The following is a 20,282-nucleotide window of genomic DNA, read 5'->3' on the forward strand; positions in this document are numbered from 1 at the left end:
GGGGTTGTCCCCTCGCAAGGAGAAGGTGGTTGGCGGCAGAAGAAACAACAGAGAACCGCAGCCCCGCGTTGCCGGGGGGCATGATCGGCCTGAGTGACTGGCGGCTGCCCGAGACGTCGGTCAGGCGCTCCATCCGCGATGCCATTCGCCATGTCTGGAGCCGGTTGTGGGAGAACATGGCGCCCCATGAGCAGGCATTCGAAAACCTGGATGACATGCCGGTACTCAGCGGCAAACGGCTGGCACGGGTGGCTCCCGAGCCCGATCAGGCGGTGCGGGCAACGGCGCTGGCCGGGGCGATGGAGCAGTGCTGGGGAGACGGCCTGCCGTCGGGGCAGCCGCGCATTCTGGTGACACCGCCGTTTTCCGGGATTCGCCGGGAGCTGGAACTGGTCGCCTCCGATACTGGCCGGCACCTGCTCGAGCCCCCGACCAACCTGCTGCTCTCGGAAGAGGAGGCCGGGCGCTGGTGGGACAGTCAGCCGCTGGATCAACCCTGGGTGCTGGCGGAACTGGCGGAGTTCTGGCTGCGTCACCGCGCCGGCCTGGCACTGGTGCGGGAACTGCTGACCCGCCTGGCCGACGGGCGCGCCGGTGATGGCATTGTGGGATGTTCCAGTTGGTGCTGGGTGTTCTGGGCCCGCTATCTGCCGGAGATGCATTTCGCGCCGGCGACCCTGGCGCCGGTTGATGGCCCGGCCCTGGAGCTCTGGCTGGCGTCGCTGCCCTCCGGCGGTCGCAAGCCGACCCTGCGGGCCCGCATGGGCGACAGTGGTCATTGGGTGATGGGAGAACCGGACGACGATGGCGGTAATCACCACCGGGCCAGCCGGTTCCTGCGGGACCTGGCGGCGCTGTCCAGGGGTATCCCCGGAGTGGCGCTCGCAATCTGGCAACGTTCCCTGCGGGCCCGGGCAGAAGACGCGGTGATGGAAGAGGATCGCAAGGAACAGGAGCAGGAACAACAGCAGGAACAGCAACAGGAAACACCGCAGCAGACTCAGGGCGCGCCCGCTGCCGCCAAACCCGCCGGTCACAATAAGGCAAAGGCTCACCGTTCCTGTGACTGCTGGGTGGTGTCCTTGGACAAACTGAGCCTGCCGGTGGTGCCCTCCGGCAGTTCCCGCAATCTGTTACTGATCCTGCACGCCATCCTGCTGCACAACGGGTTGGCCCGGGACCGGTTAAACCTCGTCACCGGGATTGATGCCCCGGAACTGGAGCTGGCCCTCCATTCCCTGGCCCGTGCCGATCTGGTTGAACGCTCCGGGACGCACTGGCAAGTGACGCCGCTGGGTTATCCGGCGGTCCGGCGGGAGCTGCAGTCCCGGGGTTTTCCGGTCGATGATTTCTGACAGGGGTAAGCTATGGGTGACTTTGGACTGAAAAGCGCACTGTCGTCACTGACCTCGGAAGCCTTGCTGGAGGCCCTCGCCCTGGTGGTGGTGGCGTCCCTGGTGATCATGGCGATGCAGACGTTTGTGCCGAAGGTGGCGCACAAGCTGGGCGGCAAGCCGAAGTTGTATCTGCTGGCCTCGGTACCGCTGGTGCGGCTGCTCATCATCATCCTGACCATCATCCTGGTGGTGCCGATTCTGATCGAGCCGTCCTTCGAGAACATGGTGGCCATTTTCGGTGCCCTGGGCCTGGCGCTTGGTTTTGCCTTCAAGGACTACGTCAGCAGCCTGATAGCCGGGATCGTTACCCTCTACGAGATGCCATACCGACCCGGTGACTGGATCGAGATCAATGGCAAGTATGGTGAAGTCCGCTCTATCGGCACCCGCGCGGCGGAGATTGTGACACCGGACGACAACGTGGTGATCATTCCCCACAGCACCCTGTGGGCGGCACTGATCGCCAACGGCAACGACGGCTCCGACAACCTGATGTGCGTGACGGAATTCCACCTGCGTCCGGGCCACGACGTCCGGCGGGTGATGGCGCTCCTGCGGGATGTGGCGTTCACCAGCCCCCTGGTAAAAACCTGGCAACCGATCCTGGTGCATGTCCGTAACAGCGAGCACGGCATGCGTTACCTCATCAAGGCTTATCCGCTGGATCCGCGGGATCAGTTCCGCTTTATCTCCGAACTGACCAGCCGCGGCGCCGAGGCGCTTACTGCCGAAGGCCTGCAGTTCACCACCGTGCCCGTTGCGGTGTCCTGACCGGCTGGCCATGGTCAGGGCGGCGGGGTAACTGAAGGGTAACCGAACCCACAAAAAAGCCCCGTAAAAACGGGGCAAGTGACAGTTGCAGCAGTTTCTGGCCGGTATGCCGGCTTACATCAGGGCGTCAACACGGTTGCGAACCTTTGGCTCACTGTTGTACGCGGTGGCAATGGAGTTATAGGTCGGGATATCCAGTCCGGCGTCCTTGATGACCGTTACCATCTGATCGTTGGCTTCCATCTGCAGCTCCTGGGCTTTTTCCTGGGAGCCCGCCTTTTCGATCTTGGCCATGTACTCGTCGCGAATTTCGGTGATGCCCTGCTGGGCTTCGACGAAGTTGCGCAGCTGTTCGTCATTGAAATTGGTGTCCTGGGTGCCGGCGGCTGAGGGCTCGCTGTAGCCGGAGCCCTGGTCAGCGGGTTTCGGGTTTTGCTGGGCCAGAGCCGGACCGGCAGCAAGCAGGGCCATGGATACGGTCAGGGAAGTAAGAAGTTTGTTCATAACATCTCCTCTTGCTTTGCAATAACGTCGTTCTCTTTCAACGACTGCGAATGTCAGCGATTGCTGTTGGTGGCAGTGACCAAACAAGTACCGTGCCAGTTTGTTGTTTTGTCATTAAATGTACTGAAAACAGATAGTTAAAAATTTTGTTCAGTTAAGGTTCGGTAATCTGACTTGAGGCAAAATGCCACATGTGGCATTGGTGTGGGACACTTTGTCGGAGTTGCTGCCATGTCTTCGCCCCCATCCCCCTCTGTCGATACCGGTGACTGTGCCGCAGCCACCCCCTCTGCCAAAACCGCTACGCAAACTGCTGGCCACCGTCGCTTGCTGGGCAGGCTCGGGCAGTTGCCGACCTTCCGCTCGCTCCGGCTCACCCTGCTGCTGAGTATTGTGGTGCCGCTGATCATCGCCAGCGGGGTGGCGATCTATCTGGGGCTGGCGGCCGTGGAGCGTAATCTCAACCAGCGGTTGCAGGAGGACCTGGAACTGGTGGCCCGGGCGGTCAGCGGCCCCTTGTCCCAGGCAATGTCGGAGGGCGATGACATCGTCATGGGGGAGTCCCTTGAGTCAATCTTCCGGATTGGTCGTGTCTATGGTGCTTCGGTGTTCGATGCCCGTGGCGAACTGGTGGCGACGCTGGGGGTGGCCGACACCGACGTCACCCGCAGCGAGAGTGCCGGCAAGGCCATTGCCAGCGGCGAGCTCGGGGGTGCGTTCCGGCAGGTCAACGGGGTGTCGGTGTTTTCCCAGTTCACCCCCCTGGTGGCGGATGACGGACGGATCCAGGGACTGTTGCAGATCACCCGCAAGCGCAGTGATTTCCATCGCCTGCTGGCCTCCAGCCGGATCTGGGCGGTGAGTATCTGGTCGATGCTGTCGGTGCTGGTCATCCTGGTGGTGGTGCTGGGGCACTATGGCACGGTGGGCCGCCACGTGAACCGGCTGCTGGTGATCATGGAGCGGATGACGCCGGGGCGCTGGCGTGTGCTTGAGCCCGCTTCCGGTCCACGGGAATTACGGCAGATCCATGACGGCCTCCATGACATGGGCGAGCGCATGACCCTCGCCGAGCAGGAGATCCGCGCCCGGGTGGAGCGTGAGCGTGACCTGGCCCGCCGCCTGGAATACCAGGAAAAAGTGGCGATGATCGGGCGGGTCGCCGGTGGCGTGGCGCACGAGCTCGGCGCCCCGCTCAATGTCATTCAGGGACGCTCTGCGATTCTTCGTCGCGGTGGCCTGGCTGAGGGCCAGCAACGCCATCTCGACGACATTGACCATCAGGTCAGCCGGATGACCCGGATCATCCAGCAGTTGCTGGACTGCTTCCGCCATGTGCCCGATTCCCGCCGGCCCACCGACCTTGCCGCGGTGCTGCGCGGCCTGCTGAACCGGCTGGGTGACGATGCGCGCTGCTGCGCCACTGCGATCACCACGCAGGGGCTGGCGGTACGGGCGGAGATTGCGGCAGAGCCCACCCGGCTCGAGCTGGCCTGCCTGAATGTGATCCGCAATGCCTGCCAGGCAGCCCGGGGCCGGGTGGAGGTCTGCCTGTGGGAGCACGAGGACTGCTGGGAGGTGTGTGTGGATGATGACGGAGACGGCATTGCCCCGGACCACCGTAACCAGGTCTTCGAGCCGTTTTTCAGTACCCGGCCGGCGGGCGAGGGCACCGGCCTGGGGCTGGCAGTAGTGGGCAGTGTGCTCAAGGAACATGGGGGGCGTGCGGCGGTCAGCGACAGCCCCCTGGGAGGCTGCCGGATGAGTCTTTTCTGGCCCAAAATCGTTAAATCTCAGGAGGATCAGTAATGGCGGCCAGCCCACACATTTTGCTCGTTGAGGATGATGTCAGCCTGCGGACCCTGCTGGCAGAGGAACTGGAGCTTGATGGCTATGGCGTTACCACGGCCGGCAATCTGGCTGAGGCGGTGGCGGCAATAACGCCGGCACTGCCTGACCTGGTGGTGTCTGACCTGCGCCTGCCGGATGGTGACGGCCTGACGTTACTGGCCCGTTTGCAGGCCGCCGGTCATCGTGTGCCGCTGATTATCATCACTGCGTTCGGCACCGTGGACCAGGCGGTTGAGGCGCTCAAGGCCGGTGCCGACGATTTCCTCACCAAGCCGCTGTCGACGGATCATCTGCGGCTGAAGGTGCGCCGCCTGCTTGACCAGGCATCACTGACCAGCGAGCTGGCCCATTATCGTTCCCAGGCACAGGCGGGAGGTTCACTCGGGCTGATCGGTGAAAGCCCGGTGATGCAACGGCTGCGCACCGAAATCCGCCAGGTGGCGCGGAGTTCGGCGGCGGTGCTGATAAACGGTGAGAGCGGCACCGGCAAGGAGCTGGTGGCCCGTGCGATCCACCGGGAAAGCGACCGCCGGCAGCGACCGTTTGTCGCGGTGAACTGTGCGGGTATTCCCCAGGAACTGATGGAAAGCGAGTTCTTCGGCCATGAGGCGGGGGCGTTTACCGGCGCCCGGCAGGCTCGCAACGGGCTGTTCGCCGAGGCCGACGGTGGCACCCTGTTGCTGGACGAGATTGGCGAGATGCCGCTTCCGCTGCAGGCCAAGCTGCTGCGGGTGCTGCAGGAAGGTACGATCAAGCCGGTGGGTTCTGACCAAGAGGAGAGCGTGGATGTTCGCGTGGTGGCGGCTACCCATGTAGACCTGCTGGATGCCGTGGCCAGGGGGGTGTTTCGCGAGGATCTTTACTATCGCCTGGAGACCCTGGCAATTCCGGTGCCGCCCCTGCGGGAGCGCAATGACGATGTGGAACTGCTGGCCATGCACTTTCTGCAGGAAGCGGCCCGGCGTCATGGCCGCGGACCGATGCAGCTGGCGGAGGCAACCCTGGTCACCCTGACCGACTACCCCTTTCCCGGTAACGTGCGGGAGTTGTCCAGCGCCATCGAGCGGGCGGTAACCTTCTGCGAAGGCAGTGTGGTGCAACCTGAACACCTGCCGGCGCGGGTACGGCAACGGCAAGCCACAGCAGACACCGCGGCAAGCCCGCGCGCCGGACTTGAGGCGGCGAGTCTGGCAGAATGGCCCACCCTGGAACAGCTCCAGAACGATTATGTGGCCCGGGTGATGGCTGCGGTGGACGGCAACAAGCGGCGCGCGGCGGGGATTCTCGGAGTCAACCGCCGTACGCTCTACCGTTGGCTTGAGGCCGGAGGAACGGTGATGCGCAAGGGAGTGGGAGTGGGAGAGGGAGAGGTGGAAACTGGTGAGCGCTGATCAGAAGCAGGCCATGCTGTATGGTCTTGGTGCCGTGCTGCTGTGGTCGACGGTGGCGACAGCGTTCAAACTGGCGCTGCGGGAGCTGTCGCCTGTGCAGATGATGGCCATTGCCTGCACGGCATCGGTGGCAGTCATGGCGCTGGTGCTGGTGGTGCAGGGACGCTGGCGGCAGGTGTTTGCCCTCAGTCGCGGCCAGTATATGCAGTCCATGGCGATGGGGATGATCAACCCCTGTCTGTATTACTTCCTGTTATTTGGAGCTTTTGATCGCCTGCCGGCCCAGGAGGCCCAGCCCATAAACTACACCTGGGCATTGGTGCTGGCCTACCTGTCGGTCCCTTTTCTTGGCCAGCGGCTGCATCGGGCAGATATTGTGGCCGGGCTGATCTGTTACAGCGGGGTGGTAGTGATTGCCACCCGAGGCGACGTGCTGGGCCTGGAATTCTCCGATCCGCTCGGGGTTGGTCTCGCCATCGGAAGTACCCTGATATGGGCGTCCTACTGGATTATTGCAACCCGCGACCGCCGCGATCCGGTGGTGGGGCTGCTGCTGAACTTTCTGTTCGGCCTGCCGGTAATCTGGGCCATCTGCGGCCTGACCGATGGCTTCCGTTTTGACGCCGGCAGCGGGTTTGCCGCCGCGGTGTATGTTGGTGTCTTCGAAATGGGTATAGCGTTTGTGCTCTGGTCCTGGGCGATGAAAAAGGCCGAAAACACTGCGCGGGTGAGCAACCTGATCTTCATCTCGCCTTTCCTGTCACTGGTCTTCATCGCGCTGATTCTCGGTGAGACCATTCTCTCGTCCACCTACATCGGCCTGGTGCTGATTGTCTCGGGGCTCTGGCTGCAGCAGCATGGCAGCCGGCGGGCACTGGCGGAGGCGGCGCAGTGACGGGCTGGCATCTGTACATAATCCGCACGGCGCGGGGCACGCTCTACACCGGCATCACCACGGATGTGGACCGGCGCTTCGCCGAGCATCAGGCCGGCGCTCCGAAAGGTGCACGGAGCCTGTGGGGCAAGGGGCCGCTGGAGCTGGTGTTCAGCGCCCCGGTGGCCGATCGCGCCGAGGCGTCGCGGCTGGAATGGCGGCTCAAACGCTGGTCCCGCGCCCGCAAGGATGCCCTGGTTCGGGGCGAGCTGGATATCTCGCACTTGCAGGGGTGAGCACCGGAATGTCGCGGTGACGACAGATCACAGTGGCATGTGACGGCGAATGTGTTTACCGGCCGTTTCGATGGCCCGGGTGGCCCGACTCAGTTGACCGGCATGCACCTGGAACACGTGCCAGAGGCTGTTGTAGATCTCCAGGGTGGTATCGACGTTCTGCTGTTTGGCGGTCTCCGCCAGGCGGGTAGCGTCGTTGAGCAGGATTTCCTGGCTACCCACCTGGATCAGCAGTGGTGGCAGTCCGGACAGGTCACCAAAGACCGGCGAGATCAGTGGATTGCTGCGGGCCTCGTTGCCGCAATAGAGCCGGGCCGCTTTCTCAATCCATTCGGCCTGCAACACCGGTTCGCAGTCGGGCCGGTAAAGCTGGCTATGGCTCAGGTCGGTCCAGGGCGAAAACACCACCAGCGAGCCGGGCAGCGGCAGATTTTCGTCCCGCAGCCGCATCGCCAGCGCCAGGGTCAGGCCCCCGCCAGCGGAGTCGCCGGCAACGGCAATGGCCGCCGGCGGGAAACCCTCCCCGATCAGGCCGCGGTAGACCGCGAGGGCGTCGTCTAGTGCCGCGGGAAAAACGTGTTCCGGAGCCAGCCGGTAATCCGGGGTGACCACCAGCGCGCCCGATGCCCGGGCCAGGTGGCCGGTGATGCCGCGGTGAGTGGTGGCAGAGCCGATGATATAGCCACCACCATGAAGATAGAGAATGACCTGGCCCGAGGGAGCCGTTTGGGCGGAGCCATAACGGGTGCGGGTCACCGGCACGCCGGCGATGCTGTTCTGCTCGAAGTGACAGCCCCGGGGTGGTATGGAGCTGCGGTAGGCCTGGCGTGTCAGAATGCGCTGTACCCGCACCGGCACGGCGGGTGTCAGCAGGGGGCGCACCAACCGTTGCATGGTCTGGCGCAGGGTGGCTTCCAACACGTGTTGCAGCATCTGGGTACTCCGTTCAGGTGGCAGGATAGCGGGAGGCGGCTTTAGTCGCCTGCCGGTGCAGCTGATATGCTAGTCTATAAACCCATTTATGACTTGATTCATGACAGGCGTGTAACTCTACGTGTACTGGAAAACAGATAACATAGACATACCCGACTGGGACAGAAGCTCTTTGATTGCAAAGCTGAAACCCTTCGATCCGTCCGAAGTACGGGCGCCGGGTGAGGAAGCAACCGCTTACTGTCGGTATTACGGCCTGGATTTGTGGGTGGAGCATCCACAAGTCAGCTACCAGCAGGGCTACCTGGCGGCTGGCGGACATCGGGTGGTGGTTCACTATTACCGCCAGCCGGCATCGACCGGAGGAAGCCAGCGGGGGACCGTGTTTATCATGCACGGGTATTTTGACCACGTAGGGCTCTACAGCCAGTTGATTGACCGCTGCCTGGGCGCCGGCTTTGACGTGCTCGCCTATGACCAGCCGGGCCATGGCCTGTCCAGCGGAACGCCGGCTGCCATCGGCAGCTTCACCGAGTACCAGGCGGTGTTATGCGATGTCATGGCGGGGGCGAAAGGTAAAGTGGCGGGGCCGTGGTATGCGGTGGGGCAGAGCACCGGTGGTGCCATCCTCATCGACTACCTGCTGTCCAACCACCACAACCAGCAGACCTCGGAGTTTCGCCGGGTGGTCTTGCTGGCGCCGCTGGTCCGTCCTGCGGGCTGGCTGGGGGCGAAGGTGCTGCACAGTCTGGTGCGGCCCTTTATCACCCGCTGGCGGCGGGTGTTTGGGGAGAACAGCGGTAACTCGCGGTTTCTGCGTTTCCTGCGGGAGCACGATCCGCTGCAGGCCCGTGCGGTTCATGTGGACTGGGTCACAGCATTACGGCAATGGGTGCCTCATATTGAGTCCGCCCGACCGGTGGACTTCCCGGTCACTGTGGTGCAGGGTGAGAAGGACCTCACCGTTGACTGGCAGCACAACCTGCGGATTATCCGCAACAAATTCTCCTCGGTTGAGGAGCTCAGAATTCCGGACGGGCGTCACCATCTGGTGAACGAAGCCCAGGATTTGCAGGCAACGGTGTTCAATACCATTATTGGCACGTTCAGCAACGACCATGCAGGTGCTCTCTCGGAGGCTTGCTGACATTAAAGTGACGATTTGCAGGAGAACAATTGTGAAGAAGACTGTTCTGGCATTCGCAGTGGCCACTGTAGCCCTCAGCGGTTGTATGACGTATGACCCGTATACTGGCGAAGAGAAAACCTCCAGCGCCACCAAAGGCAGCATTATCGGTGCCCTGGGTGGCGCCGCCATCGGTGCGGCTACCTCCAGCAGCAGCGACCGCGGCAAGGGTGCCCTGATTGGCGCCACCGCCGGTGCGGCCGTGGGTGGTGGTATTGGCTACTACATGGACAAGCAGGAAGCCGAGCTGCGTCGCAAGCTCGAAGGTACCGGTGTCCGTGTGGTGCGTAACGGCGATCAGATCGAACTGGTCATGCCGGGCAACATCACCTTTGACACCAACCAGTCTTCCATCAAGCCGTCATTCACCGGCACGCTGGAGTCTGTAAGCCTGGTGCTGAAAGAGTACGACAAGACCATCATCCAGGTTGAAGGCCACACCGACAGCACTGGCGCCGACAGCTACAACCAGCTGCTCAGTGAGCAACGTGCCGGTTCCGTGCGTGACTTCCTGCTCAATCAGGGCATTGCCCCGGCCCGTACCCGTGCCGTGGGTTACGGCGAGCGCTACCCGGTAGCCTCCAACGACACCGCAGCCGGCCGCGAGCAGAACCGCCGCGTTGAGCTGACCCTGGTCCCGATGCAGTAAAAATGCTGATGCAGTAAGAGTGCCGATGCAGTAACAACCGGCCGGAGACTTCCGGCCGCTGAACAAGCCCGCCTACCGGCATTCGGGAGGCGGGCTTTTTTTGTTGTGGGTCAGCAATTCATTAAACTTCGCGAAAAATGACCGAATATGGCCCATTATGCATGGAGATCGGGGCTATTTCGCGGAACGTTACCGGGTCCTCAGTCGTTTTACTGGGCGACGATGCGAACCCGTGACGACAATAATGAATAGGAGCGAATCCGATGCTGACAAGAATGTTGAGCGCAACCTGTCTCAGTGCTGCCCTGCTGGCGGCGACTCCCGCCCAGGCCGGTTTGTTCGATGGCGTTTTGAATGACGATACCCTGGCAAGCCCGGAGGCCGTGAAAGTGGGTGATGTTGTGCCGGGCCGCTATATCGTGACCCTCGATCCGGCGTTGCCGCAACTACTGGGGCTGGCCGACCTCCGCGCCGGCGTGAACGCCCTGCTGCAGGCGGTGGGCGGGGGCAGCATTGTACACCTGTATCAGTCGGCCATGACCGGCGCCGCGGTTAGCCTCTCCGCGCAGCAGGCGGCCATGCTGTCCTCCTTGCCGGGAGTGCGCGCGATAGAGCCGGATCAGGTGGTGCTGGCAAGTGCTACCCAGACCGGCGCGACCTGGGGGCTGGACCGTTCAGACCAGACGTTCCTGCCGCTCAATGAGGTCTACCAGTATCCGGATAACGCGGGTAGCGGTGCCAATGTCTATATCATCGATACCGGGCTGCGGTCGTCTCACCAGGAGTTTTCCGGCCGGGTAATCGAGGGACGCAACTTTGCGGTCAATGATACCGGCCTGCTGGGGCTGGGCGGCCTGCCGCTGATCGGGTCGCTGCTCAATGTGGGCGGCGAGACCGATCCGGCGGACACCACGGACTGCAACGGCCATGGCACCCATGTGGCGAGCACAGCGGTCGGAACCACCTACGGTGTCGCAAAGGCAGCCTCGGTGGCTGCTGTGCGGGTGCTTGATTGTTCCGGTGCCGGCAGTAACGCCGACGTCATCGCCGGGGTGGACTGGGTGGCGGCCAACCATCGGGCGCCCGCCGTTGCCAATATGTCCCTGGGCGGCGGTGACTCAGAAGCTCTCGATGCCGCAGTCCGGGGTGCCGTTGCGGCCGGTGTGACCTTCGTGGTGGCCGCGGGGAACAGCGATGCGGATGCCTGTAACGGCTCCCCCAATCGGGTGCAGGAGGCTATCACGGTGGGAAGTACCACCCGTGAAGATGAGCGCTCGTCGTTCTCCAACTTTGGCTCGTGCCTCGATATTTTCGCGCCGGGTTCCGATATCACCGCGGCCTGGTACCAGAGCGACGCCGAGATCAACACCATCAGTGGCACCTCGATGGCATCGCCCCATGTCGCCGGCGCGGTTGCTCTGCTGCTGGCCAGCTATCCGGGCCTGACCCCGGACCAGGTCGGTCGTGACCTGGATGCTCTGGCCACCGTCAATGTGCTGAGTGGCATCAACGCCGGATCTCCCAACCTGCTGCTGCGCGTTCCCCGGTAACCCGGACCGCTACCCGGGAGGTGCGAGAGGCCTTCCGGGTGACGGGGGCGGGTGCTAATCTCTGTGGTCAGCGTGCCGGATGCAGATCCGGTGCCGGAAGACTGGCGCGAGCACAGAGACAGCGAAATTGTGACCACCCAAAGCCCGTTGTTACAGCAGATCAGCAGTGTCGCGCCGGAGGACATCGAGGTGCTCGGCGCCATCGATGATCATCGGGTGATCCCGGTGGGCGAGATACTCCGGGCATTGACTGGCCGGCAGGAAAAACTGGTTCATGGTGACGTTTTTACCGGGCGTCCGGGGACCCGGATTTTTCGGTCCGAATCAGTAATCGTCAAGATTCACGAAAACGTCCGGCTGGCGCCGGAGAAATCCCGGGCCTGGGTGGAATCGGCCCTCGCTAATGAGCGCAGGTACGGTGTCCACCACCCCTCGAAAACCTGGATCTTACTGAAGGCTGGCAACCGGAGCTGGATCGGGAACGCCTGCCCGGTACTCGAGCCTTTGCATCAAGTTATCGTGGGCCACGACACTGCCAGGCTGGCGTCCGTTTTTCGGGACTATTTCCAGATCTACATCCGGATTGCGCAGGGCTTTGATAAGTCGCTGGATGCCGGATTGTCCAATTTCGGACTGGATACGTCCGGTCGGGTCTTCTATCTCGATGACGATATTTACAACTGGGATGAGTTTGCCGGTTTGTCCAGCACCCTTGGCGTCTGGGTGCGACAGTATGAAGGTGTTTCCCGGGCGCTGTTTCAGTCCATAGGCAGCAATCTTCGCCGCGCACTCGAGCAGTATTATGGCAGCAGTCACTGGGCGTCAGTGATCGCCGAGCAGCTGCGCGACCTTTTTACCGGCAATGAGGCCCAGGAAGCCAGGCTGGGGAGCATTATCGGGGCTCTACGCAGTCAGGAGTCCTCCGCTGGAGCACCAATGACCGGGCAACGCCCGGCATCCAGTGCGATCGAGGCCGAGAAGCTGTTTACGCCGGAGTCGGGCAGGGTTGCTATCCTGGCGGACATCCACGCCAACCTCCCCGCCCTGGAGGCTGTCTTGGAGCATCTGGAGAGGATGTCGATCCGAGCCGGGATCGTGCTGGGGGATAGCGTTGGCTATGGCCCGCATCCGGGCGAGTGCATAGAGCGGTTGCGGAGCTCGGGGCTGCTTGCCATCAAGGGCAATCATGACCATGCCGCGGCAGTGGGCCTGGCCGGGCCGGGTTTTTCGCCGGTTTCGAAGTGGGTCATTGACTGGACCGTGCCGCGGCTCTCACAGGAGGACCGCCGCTGGCTTGGTGCGCTACCGCTCTCATTGCGTGGGCCGGACTGGCTTGCGGTGCATGGTGCCCCGCAGGATAAAACCTACTTTAATGCTTACGTCTACCGCATGACTTTCGAGGACAATCTGCAGAACCTGGAAGATCGTGACATTCGCTTCTGCCTGCATGGTCACACTCATCTGGCTGGCGTCTACTACCGAAAAGGCCGCTTCGATCATCACACCAAAGCGCCGGTTTTTGCGTTGCAGGGTGCCAATCGCAGCCTGATCTGTCCGGGATCGGTGGGGCAGCCCCGCGGGAACCGCGCGGGCGCCGAATTTGCGATATTTGATCCCGAAGAAGGTTGCTTCGAGTTCTTTTGCATTGATTACGACATGGAACGAACCATCGCCGATATGACACGAGAAGGCTTTCCGGCGCAGCTGGCCGGACGCCTGAGAGCAGGAAAGTGAGCCAGAGCCGGCGAGCGCCGGTCTGGCCCGGTCCCAGTCTCAGGGCAACAGGGGGGCGACCTTGGGAAGGGCGCTGCGAAGTGCTGCCCAGCCCATGCCGAGATTCGCTTTCTTGCCGGTAATCAGAACCATCAGGCAGTTGGTTTTACCGGGTACAACGGACATGAAGTGAAAGGTCTTCTCAGTGGTCATCTGGACCTCTTGCACCAGTTGCCTGACCTCGGTGCCGCGCTGGGATGCAATCAGCTTTTCTACCGTATTGACGGTCTTGCCACGGAACATGTCGACGGCGGCTGCAGCCACGGCGTCCAGGTAGCTTTGCGTGAAATAAGGCACATTGTGTGCCACGGCAAGCAGCAGGCCGGACTCCAGGTCGACAATCGCAGCCCCCAGCGCGTCACTGACGTCATTCACGATGTTTTCACAGATCTGATTAATAGTTGTCATTGTTATCTACCATTCTTTAGAAAATGTTTCTGGTCTGGCCATCAAGGTGTTTGCCTGTGATGTCTCGTGTCAGGTAGTCATCATCAACGCATGTGCGATATCTGCGACATAAAGCAACAAGGTATTCATCATCGACGGACACTCTTTCTGATGTGGCATCCAATAACGGGTGCCAATGCCACGGCTGTCCCCCGGTTATTGTTGATATAAAGTTATTCTCTCAGGGAATAAGCGGCAAGATGGGATGTGTATAGAATTGTTGTTCATTGCTTAACTTATGTGTGTGATATGTGCATGTAATTAATCAATGGTGAGTGTAGGGCGCGGAGCAGGGGGCTACGTAAATGGCGGAGTGCGGCAGAGTGGTCGTTACAGGCATAAAAAAACCGCGGCCAGGCCGCGGTTTTTCAGGTTAACGCAGTGTGTCAGGTGCTCAGAACAGCACCCGGCAGCGGATGGTGCCCTTGACCTGGCGCAGCTTCTCCAGCGCCAGCTCGCCATAGGCCTTGTCCACGTCGATCACCACGTAACCGATGTCTTCCTTGGTTTGCAGGTACTGGCCGCAGATGTTGATGCCGTTCTCGGAGAACACCTGGTTGATCTCGGACATCACCCCCGGCACGTTCTCGTGGATGTGCAGCAGGCGGTGCTGGTTCGGGTGTGACGGCAGCGCAACTTCCGGGAAGTTGACGGAAGACACCGAGGTGCCGTTGTCGCTGTACATCGCCAGCTTCTCGGCCACTTCGCGGCCGATGTTCTCCTGGGCTTCGATAGTGGAGCCGCCCACGTGCGGGGTCAGGATCACGTTATCGAATTCGCGCAGCGGAGAGATGAACTCTTCGTCGTTGGACTTCGGTTCGACCGGGAATACGTCTACCGCCGCACCCAGCAGCTTGCCGCTGCGCAGGGCATCGGCCAGGGCGTCAATGTCCACCACGGTGCCACGGGAGGCGTTCATCAGGATGGAGCCAGGCTTCATCTGGGCGAACTGCTCGGCCTTGAACATGTACTTGGTCGCCGGGGTTTCCGGTACATGCAGGCTCACCACGTCAGCAATGTTCAGCAGCTCCTGCAGGGTGCCCACCTGGGTGGCATTGCCGATCGACAGCTTGGACACCACGTCGTAGAAGTACACGTCCATGCCCAGGCTTTCGGCCAGTACGCTGAACTGGGTGCCGATGTTGCCGTAGCCGATGATGCCCAGCTTCTTGCCACGGATTTCGTAGCTGTTCTTGGCGGACTTCAGCCACTCGCCACGGTGGGCCTTGGCATTCTTCTCGGGTACGCCGCGCAGCAGCAGGATCGCCTGGGCCAGCACCAGCTCCGCGACACTGCGGGTGTTGGAGAATGGTGCGTTGAATACGGCAATACCCCGACGGGTAGCCGCCTGCAGGTCGACCTGGTTGGTACCGATACAGAAACAGCCCACCGCCACCAGTTTGTTGGCGGCTTCAAATACTTTCGCCGTCAGCTGGGTGCGGGAGCGGATACCGATGAAGTGCGCGTCGGCAATCTTCTCGATCAGTTCTTCCTCGCCCAGTGAGTGGGTCAGATACTCGATGTTGGTGTAGCCCGCAGCATTCAGGGTATCAATGGCAGATTGATGCACGCCTTCCAGCAGCAGGATCCGGATTTTGCTCTTTTCGAGAGACGTATTTGACATGGGCTTGCTTCCAGACCTTCTCGTCGCGTCGTATGACTGTGAGGTGACCTGTGAGTGCATTCCGTCGTTCATCAACTGCGTCAGCGGTTGGCAGGCTCACAGAACAGGGGCGGTATGATACCATAAACGCAGATTTTCACAGCGCATCAGATTGCCTGGATCAACTGCCCCAATCGACGAGACCCGAGTATCCATGAATTCCGAACAGATCATTGCTTCCCTCAAGGCCCTGGTGAGTGACGGTGCCAGCCCCGGCAAGGTGCTGACCGACCCGGCAGACCTGGAAAACTACGGCAAGGACTGGACCAAGATCTACCCGCCCAAGCCGCTGGCCATCGTGTTGCCCAAGACCACGGAGCAGGTGCAGGCGGTGGTGAAGTTCGCCAATGAGCATCAGGTTGCCCTGGTACCTTCAGGCGGTCGCACCGGCCTGAGTGCCGGCGCGGTGGCGGCCAACGGTGAAGTGGTGGTGGCATTCGATTACATGAACCAGGTCCTCGAGTTCAACGCCAGTGACCGTACGGTGCGCTGCCAGGCGGGTGTGGTGACCGAGCAGTTGCAGAATTTTGCCGAGGAAAACGGGCTTTATTATCCGGTGGACTTTGCCTCTGCCGGTTCCAGCCAGCTTGGCGGCAACCTGTCCACCAACGCCGGTGGTATCAAGGTGATCCGTTACGGCATGAGCCGTGACTGGGTGGCGGGTCTGAAAGTGGTGACCGGCAAGGGCGACGTTCTCGACCTGAACAAAGACCTTGCCAAGAACAACACCGGGTACGATCTGCGCCACCTGTTCATTGGCGCGGAAGGCACCCTGGGCTTCATTACCGAAGCCACCATGAAGCTGACCCGCAAGCCGAATGATCTCACCGTACTGGTGCTGGGGCTGAATGATCTGACAAACACCATGGACGTGCTCGAAGCATTCCAGAAGAAACTGGACCTGACCGCCTACGAGTTCTTCTCCCACCAGGCCATGGGCCATGTGCTGGCCCACGGCCAGGTCCAGGCACCGTTCGAGACCGAGGCGCCTTACTACGCCCTGCTGGAGTTCGAGGCGGTGTCCGACCAGGTGATGGATGATGCCATGGCACTGTTCGAGCAGTGTGTGGAAAACGGCTGGGTGCTTGACGGTGTGATCAGCCAGAGCGAAACCCAGGCCCGGAACCTGTGGCAGTTGCGGGAGCGGATCTCCGAGTCCATCGCCCCCCGGATTCCCTACAAGAACGACATCTCCGTGGTGGTTTCCAAGGTGCCGGGCTTCCTCCAGGAGATCGATTCGGTGGTCACCGAGCACTATCCGGACTTCGAGATCATCTGGTTCGGCCACATCGGCGACGGCAACCTGCACCTGAACATCCTCAAGCCGGAAGACATGGCGAAGGAGGACTTCTTCGAGAAGTGCCAGCAGGTCAACAAATGGGTGTTCGAGATTGTCGAGCGCTATCAGGGCAGTGTGTCTGCCGAGCACGGTGTTGGCATGACCAAGAAGCCCTACCTGCAGTACACCCGCAGCGAGGCGGAAATTGCCTACCTCAGGGGCATCAAGCAGGTGTTTGATCCCAACGGCATCATGAACCCGGGCAAGATTTTCGATTAGGATTGCGGCGGATGAAAGACCATATCGTAGTGCTTACCGGGGCCGGCATCAGTGCCGAAAGCGGGCTTTCCACTTTCCGTGACAACGGCGGGTTGTGGGAGCAGCACAGCGTTTATGATGTGGCCACCCCCGAAGCCTTCGCCCGTAACCCTGAGCTGGTGCTGCGGTTCTACAATGACCGCCGGCGCCAGCTCGAAACGGCCCAGCCCAACCCCGCCCACCGCCTGCTGGCGGAGCTGGAGCGGCGCTACCGGGTCACCGTCGTGACCCAGAACGTGGACAACCTCCATGAGCGCGGCGGTTCCAGCAACGTGATTCACCTTCATGGCGAACTGACCAAGGCCCGCAGTACCCGTTATCCGGAGCTGGTGTACGACATTGGCTGCAAGCCCATTGAGCTGGGAGATACCTGCGAGCGGGGCGCCCAGTTGCGGCCCCACATCGTGTGGTTCGGTGAGGAAGTGCCATTGCTGGAGACCGCAGCGGAGGTTGTCCGCACCGCCGACCAGCTGCTGATAGTGGGCACCTCGCTGCAGGTCTACCCGGCCGCAGGCCTGGTGCACGAGGTGGATATCGATGTGCCCATTACCGTGATCGACCCCGGCGAGCCCGCCACCGTGTCCCGCGCCCGGGTCATCCGCAAAGGAGCGGCTGAGGGTGTGGCGGAGTGGGTGGCCAGCCTCGGGCGATAGCACCTGATCTCACCTGGCACGGGGACAGACCTTGGGGCTGGTCCCCCCTGTCCCCCCGGGTCACCGCCGAAAAAATCTGGGATTACGCTCAATAAACGCGTCAATCCAGCGCTCCAGAAAGGACTTCCCTCCCGGGTTCTTCAGGTAGCGCCAGCCCAGTACCGAAATCACCAGCGCGCCCAGTCCATCCACGATCAGGTCCCACATGGTATCGGTCAGCCCCGAGGGGTCGCCCAGCATGGGTTTCTGCATGTTCATGCCGAAGGCAGTGTCCATGGTGAACTCGAAGATTTCCCACAGGGCGCCAACGCCGAGGGCGAACATGAAGGCAAAAAACGCCACGAAACCGGGATTCATGTGCACATGGATTTTCTCGGTTTCGTTCATGATGTGGACCAGCAGGAAGCCGAGAATGCCCAGCAGGAAGCCTGACGTGGTGTGAAGTGCCATGTCCCACCACCAGAACCGGGTGTAGTAGTCGCGAATCTCGCCAAGAAACAGCGAGGCGAAGACAAAACCGATGGCCGCCAACTGGAGTTCCGGCGGGATATGAATCCGGAAACGTCGCTCAAACAGCACCGGGAAAAAGGTGATCAGAATGATCATGGCGGTGAGGAATGCGGTGAACCAGCGTTGCCCCCAGATCGCGAATACGGCCTCGGTAAGCAGGATCAGTTGCAGAAAAAGGGTGATTCTCTGATGGGTAACGCGGATACGCATGCGCAAGTGGTTCCCGGGTGCAATGGCAATACCCTATCACATCATGCACTTCCGTACCGGGAACCGGCGGTCTCCTGGCTGTCATCCCGGGGCCCGGGTGCCTCCCGCTGCGTGCCGGCCACAGGGCAGTGGCCCCGATTGTAAACTACACTCAGAATGCGCCGGTTTTGGCGTGCCCTGGCTTTTGATGGGGCCAATACGGTCTGGCATTCAAGGAGTTGTGCGCAATGAGCATGATGAAGGAATTCAAGGAGTTTGCAGTCAAGGGCAATGTCGTGGACATGGCGGTGGGGATCATCATCGGTGTGGCCTTCGGGAAAATCGTCTCGTCTTTCGTGGCCGATGTGGTGATGCCTCCGCTGGGGATGCTGGTCGGTGGAATTGATTTCTCCAACCTTGCCATCACGCTGAGGGCGGCGACGGAGGGCGCAGAAGCGGTGACATTGCGCTACGGCATGTTTATCCAGGCGGTTTTCGATTTTGTGATCGTCGCGTTTGCAGTCTTCCTGGTAGTGAAAGCATTAAACAGTCGGCGTAAGAAAGAAGCGGAAACTCCGGCTGCACCTCCGGCACCGTCGGCCCAGGAGCAGTTGTTGATGGAAATCCGGGATCTGCTGAAGCAAAAACCCTGATTCTGGATCCGGGGGACAGACCTCAGCTCTGTCCTCCGTCTGCCCCTGCGGCCAGGTATTTCTCCAGTTCTGCACGAAAAGCCGCCTGCACCCCGAGTCTTTTCAGCATCCAGTAGTGGCCGGCGATCATCCGGTCGATGAAGATGCTTTCCACCGGGGGTTTGAAATAATCCAGGTACTTGAACACCGTGCTGGTCTTGGCCGCAACGTGTTTGTGGAGGTCGGACCCGGCGAAGTCGTAGGGGGCTTCGGTGTCGAAGGGGCGGATCAGGATATCCCGCCACATGGCGTAGTAGGCTTCGTCCACTGCAGGCTGGTTTTCTACCCGGGCGCCAAGGTCGATGAGGTGGCGGTCCAGAGCTTCGTAGTCTTCGGCCAGTGCGGCGATCAGGGCCTTGCGGTAGGCTTCGACGATCTCCGGCTTGAGCTTCTTCACGCAACCGAAGTCGTACATGATGATGGATCCGTCAGGCCGGTAGGCGAAGTTGCCGGCGTGGGGGTCGCCGTGGATGCAGCGGAAACGGAACAGCTGGTCGGCCATGGTGGTGAAGATGCGGTGGCCAATCAGGTTGATGGTGGCCTGGTCGTAATGCTCGGGGGTAACCTTGCTGACGTGATCCCCTTCCACCAGTTCGAGGGTGAGTACCCGACGGGTGGAATGGCTGGCAATCACCGAGGGGATGATGACCCAGGGCTGATCCTTGTGGAACTCCCGGAACAGCCGCAGGTTATTGGCTTCGTTCTCGTAGTCCAGCTCTTCCTTGAGCCGTTCGCGGATCTCGCCGAACAGCTGGTCCACGGCTTCTTTCGGCATTTTCAGCAGCCCGCCGAGCTTCAGGGCGAGCCTCAGCTGTTTGAGGTCGGAGTCGCAGGACTCGTCCACTCCAGGGTACTGCACCTTGACGATGACATCGGTGCCGTTGTGGAGGCGGGCGCGGTGGACCTGACCGATGGAGGCAGCAGCATAGGGCTGCTCCTGCAGGTACTCGAACAGTTCCCCCACCGGCTTGCCCAGCTCGGATTCGATCTGCCCGACGATGACCTCGAAGGCCATTGGCGGCGCTTCTTTTTGCAGCTTTTGCAGCGCTTCGGAGAATTCCAGGGGAAGAAAGTCCTGGGTCTGCGACGCGATCTGCCCCACCTTCATCACCGCGCCCTTGAGTTCGCCAAGGGTATCGGCGATCTGGTCGGCCATGCGGGTATAGCTTTCGCTGCGGGCGCCGTCATCTTCGCCGCGGATCAGGCGCCGGGCACGTTGCCCGGCATACTGTCCCGCCACAGAGGCGGTCATGCCGGCCAGTTTGAGAAATCGCCCGCCGCGTGAGGTTACCGGTTTCTTGCTCATAGCCCTGCCGGGAGTCCTTGAATGGAATGGGGTTATGCCGTTGTACGACG

General features: G+C 61.4%; 19 protein-coding genes. 13 read left to right on the forward strand and 6 right to left on the reverse strand.

Annotation, left to right across the window (positions count from 1 at the left end; genetic code table 11):
• Positions 1-29: 29 nt before the first annotated feature.
• Positions 30-1,355 (forward strand): hypothetical protein, encoded by a 1,326-nt coding sequence (locus tag CLH61_RS13280; protein WP_228152639.1) that lies wholly within the window; start codon positions 30-32, stop codon positions 1,353-1,355.
• A 12-nt stretch (positions 1,356-1,367) separates the two neighbouring features.
• Complete coding sequence (locus tag CLH61_RS13285) at positions 1,368-2,168, forward strand: mechanosensitive ion channel family protein (protein ID WP_099615242.1); 801 nt, start codon at positions 1,368-1,370, stop codon at positions 2,166-2,168.
• Between the two features lie 114 nt (positions 2,169-2,282).
• On the opposite strand, the gene CLH61_RS13290 is transcribed toward CLH61_RS13285, so the two are convergent.
• Positions 2,283-2,672, reverse strand: a complete 390-nt coding sequence (locus CLH61_RS13290) for a DUF4168 domain-containing protein (RefSeq protein ID WP_099615243.1) — start codon at positions 2,670-2,672, stop codon at positions 2,283-2,285.
• Positions 2,673-2,903: 231 nt separating this feature from the next.
• On the opposite strand from CLH61_RS13290, the gene CLH61_RS13295 reads away from it, so the two are divergent.
• The 4 genes from CLH61_RS13295 to CLH61_RS13310 are packed head-to-tail and all read left to right on the forward strand — an operon-like array spanning position 2,904 to position 7,084.
• Positions 2,904-4,481, forward strand: a complete 1,578-nt coding sequence (locus CLH61_RS13295) for an ATP-binding protein (RefSeq protein WP_099615244.1) — start codon at positions 2,904-2,906, stop codon at positions 4,479-4,481.
• Positions 4,481-5,914, forward strand: a complete 1,434-nt coding sequence (locus CLH61_RS13300; RefSeq protein ID WP_099615245.1) for a sigma-54-dependent transcriptional regulator — start codon at positions 4,481-4,483, stop codon at positions 5,912-5,914. The genes CLH61_RS13295 and CLH61_RS13300 overlap by 1 nt, the downstream gene beginning before the upstream one ends.
• A gap of 13 nt (positions 5,915-5,927) precedes the next feature.
• Positions 5,928-6,809, forward strand: a complete 882-nt coding sequence (locus tag CLH61_RS13305) for a DMT family transporter (protein WP_099615411.1) — start codon at positions 5,928-5,930, stop codon at positions 6,807-6,809.
• Positions 6,806-7,084 carry a GIY-YIG nuclease family protein gene (locus CLH61_RS13310; RefSeq protein WP_099615246.1) on the forward strand — a complete coding sequence of 93 codons (279 nt, stop codon included), beginning with the start codon at positions 6,806-6,808 and terminating at the stop codon, positions 7,082-7,084. Before CLH61_RS13305 ends, CLH61_RS13310 begins: the two co-directional genes overlap by 4 nt.
• Before the next feature lie 27 nt (positions 7,085-7,111).
• Here the strand turns inward: CLH61_RS13310 and CLH61_RS13315 are convergent, their stop codons facing one another.
• Positions 7,112-8,017, reverse strand: coding sequence for an alpha/beta hydrolase (locus CLH61_RS13315; protein WP_099615247.1), 906 nt, complete (start codon positions 8,015-8,017; stop codon positions 7,112-7,114).
• Positions 8,018-8,138: 121 nt separating this feature from the next.
• On the opposite strand from CLH61_RS13315, the gene CLH61_RS13320 reads away from it, so the two are divergent.
• From CLH61_RS13320 to CLH61_RS13335, 4 genes are all read left to right on the forward strand, one after another.
• Positions 8,139-9,164, forward strand: a complete 1,026-nt coding sequence (locus CLH61_RS13320) for an alpha/beta hydrolase (RefSeq protein ID WP_099615248.1) — start codon at positions 8,139-8,141, stop codon at positions 9,162-9,164.
• Between the two features lie 31 nt (positions 9,165-9,195).
• A complete protein-coding gene (locus CLH61_RS13325; protein WP_099615249.1) occupies positions 9,196-9,852 on the forward strand; it encodes a YiaD family glycine zipper/OmpA-like lipoprotein in 657 nt (218 codons plus the stop codon).
• A 263-nt stretch (positions 9,853-10,115) separates the two neighbouring features.
• A complete protein-coding gene (locus CLH61_RS13330) occupies positions 10,116-11,402 on the forward strand; it encodes a S8 family peptidase (protein WP_099615250.1) in 1,287 nt (428 codons plus the stop codon).
• A 90-nt stretch (positions 11,403-11,492) separates the two neighbouring features.
• The gene (locus CLH61_RS13335) at positions 11,493-13,136 is read left to right on the forward strand and encodes a metallophosphoesterase family protein (RefSeq protein ID WP_143752153.1); all 1,644 of its coding nucleotides are present in this window, start codon (positions 11,493-11,495) and stop codon (positions 13,134-13,136) included.
• A 39-nt stretch (positions 13,137-13,175) separates the two neighbouring features.
• On the opposite strand, the gene CLH61_RS13340 is transcribed toward CLH61_RS13335, so the two are convergent.
• Together CLH61_RS13340 and serA are read right to left on the reverse strand one after the other, a co-directional pair.
• Entirely contained in the window at positions 13,176-13,583 is a 408-nt protein-coding gene (locus CLH61_RS13340; protein WP_099615252.1) for a hypothetical protein, read from the reverse strand.
• Between the two features lie 433 nt (positions 13,584-14,016).
• Positions 14,017-15,246 (reverse strand): phosphoglycerate dehydrogenase, encoded by a 1,230-nt coding sequence (serA, locus tag CLH61_RS13345; RefSeq protein ID WP_099615253.1) that lies wholly within the window; start codon positions 15,244-15,246, stop codon positions 14,017-14,019.
• 193 nt (positions 15,247-15,439) lie between these two features.
• Between serA and CLH61_RS13350 the strand changes: the two genes are divergently transcribed.
• Together CLH61_RS13350 and CLH61_RS13355 are read left to right on the forward strand one after the other, a co-directional pair.
• Positions 15,440-16,843 (forward strand): FAD-binding oxidoreductase, encoded by a 1,404-nt coding sequence (locus tag CLH61_RS13350; RefSeq protein WP_099615254.1) that lies wholly within the window; start codon positions 15,440-15,442, stop codon positions 16,841-16,843.
• An 11-nt stretch (positions 16,844-16,854) separates the two neighbouring features.
• A complete protein-coding gene (locus tag CLH61_RS13355) occupies positions 16,855-17,535 on the forward strand; it encodes an SIR2 family NAD-dependent protein deacylase (RefSeq protein WP_099615255.1) in 681 nt (226 codons plus the stop codon).
• A gap of 60 nt (positions 17,536-17,595) precedes the next feature.
• On the opposite strand, the gene CLH61_RS13360 is transcribed toward CLH61_RS13355, so the two are convergent.
• A complete protein-coding gene (locus CLH61_RS13360; RefSeq protein ID WP_099615256.1) occupies positions 17,596-18,255 on the reverse strand; it encodes a DUF2238 domain-containing protein in 660 nt (219 codons plus the stop codon).
• A gap of 227 nt (positions 18,256-18,482) precedes the next feature.
• Here CLH61_RS13360 and mscL point away from each other — a divergent pair, with 227 nt between their 5' ends.
• On the forward strand, positions 18,483-18,887 hold the full coding sequence (gene mscL, locus CLH61_RS13365; protein ID WP_099615257.1) for a large-conductance mechanosensitive channel protein MscL: 405 nt from the start codon (positions 18,483-18,485) through the stop codon (positions 18,885-18,887).
• Between the two features lie 22 nt (positions 18,888-18,909).
• Here the strand turns inward: mscL and CLH61_RS13370 are convergent, their stop codons facing one another.
• Positions 18,910-20,232 (reverse strand): ABC1 kinase family protein, encoded by a 1,323-nt coding sequence (locus CLH61_RS13370; RefSeq protein WP_099615258.1) that lies wholly within the window; start codon positions 20,230-20,232, stop codon positions 18,910-18,912.
• Positions 20,233-20,282: the final 50 nt, after the last annotated feature.

The sequence above is a fragment of the Marinobacter profundi genome, from assembly GCF_002744715.1.
GTDB lineage: Bacteria > Pseudomonadota > Gammaproteobacteria > Pseudomonadales > Oleiphilaceae > Marinobacter > Marinobacter profundi.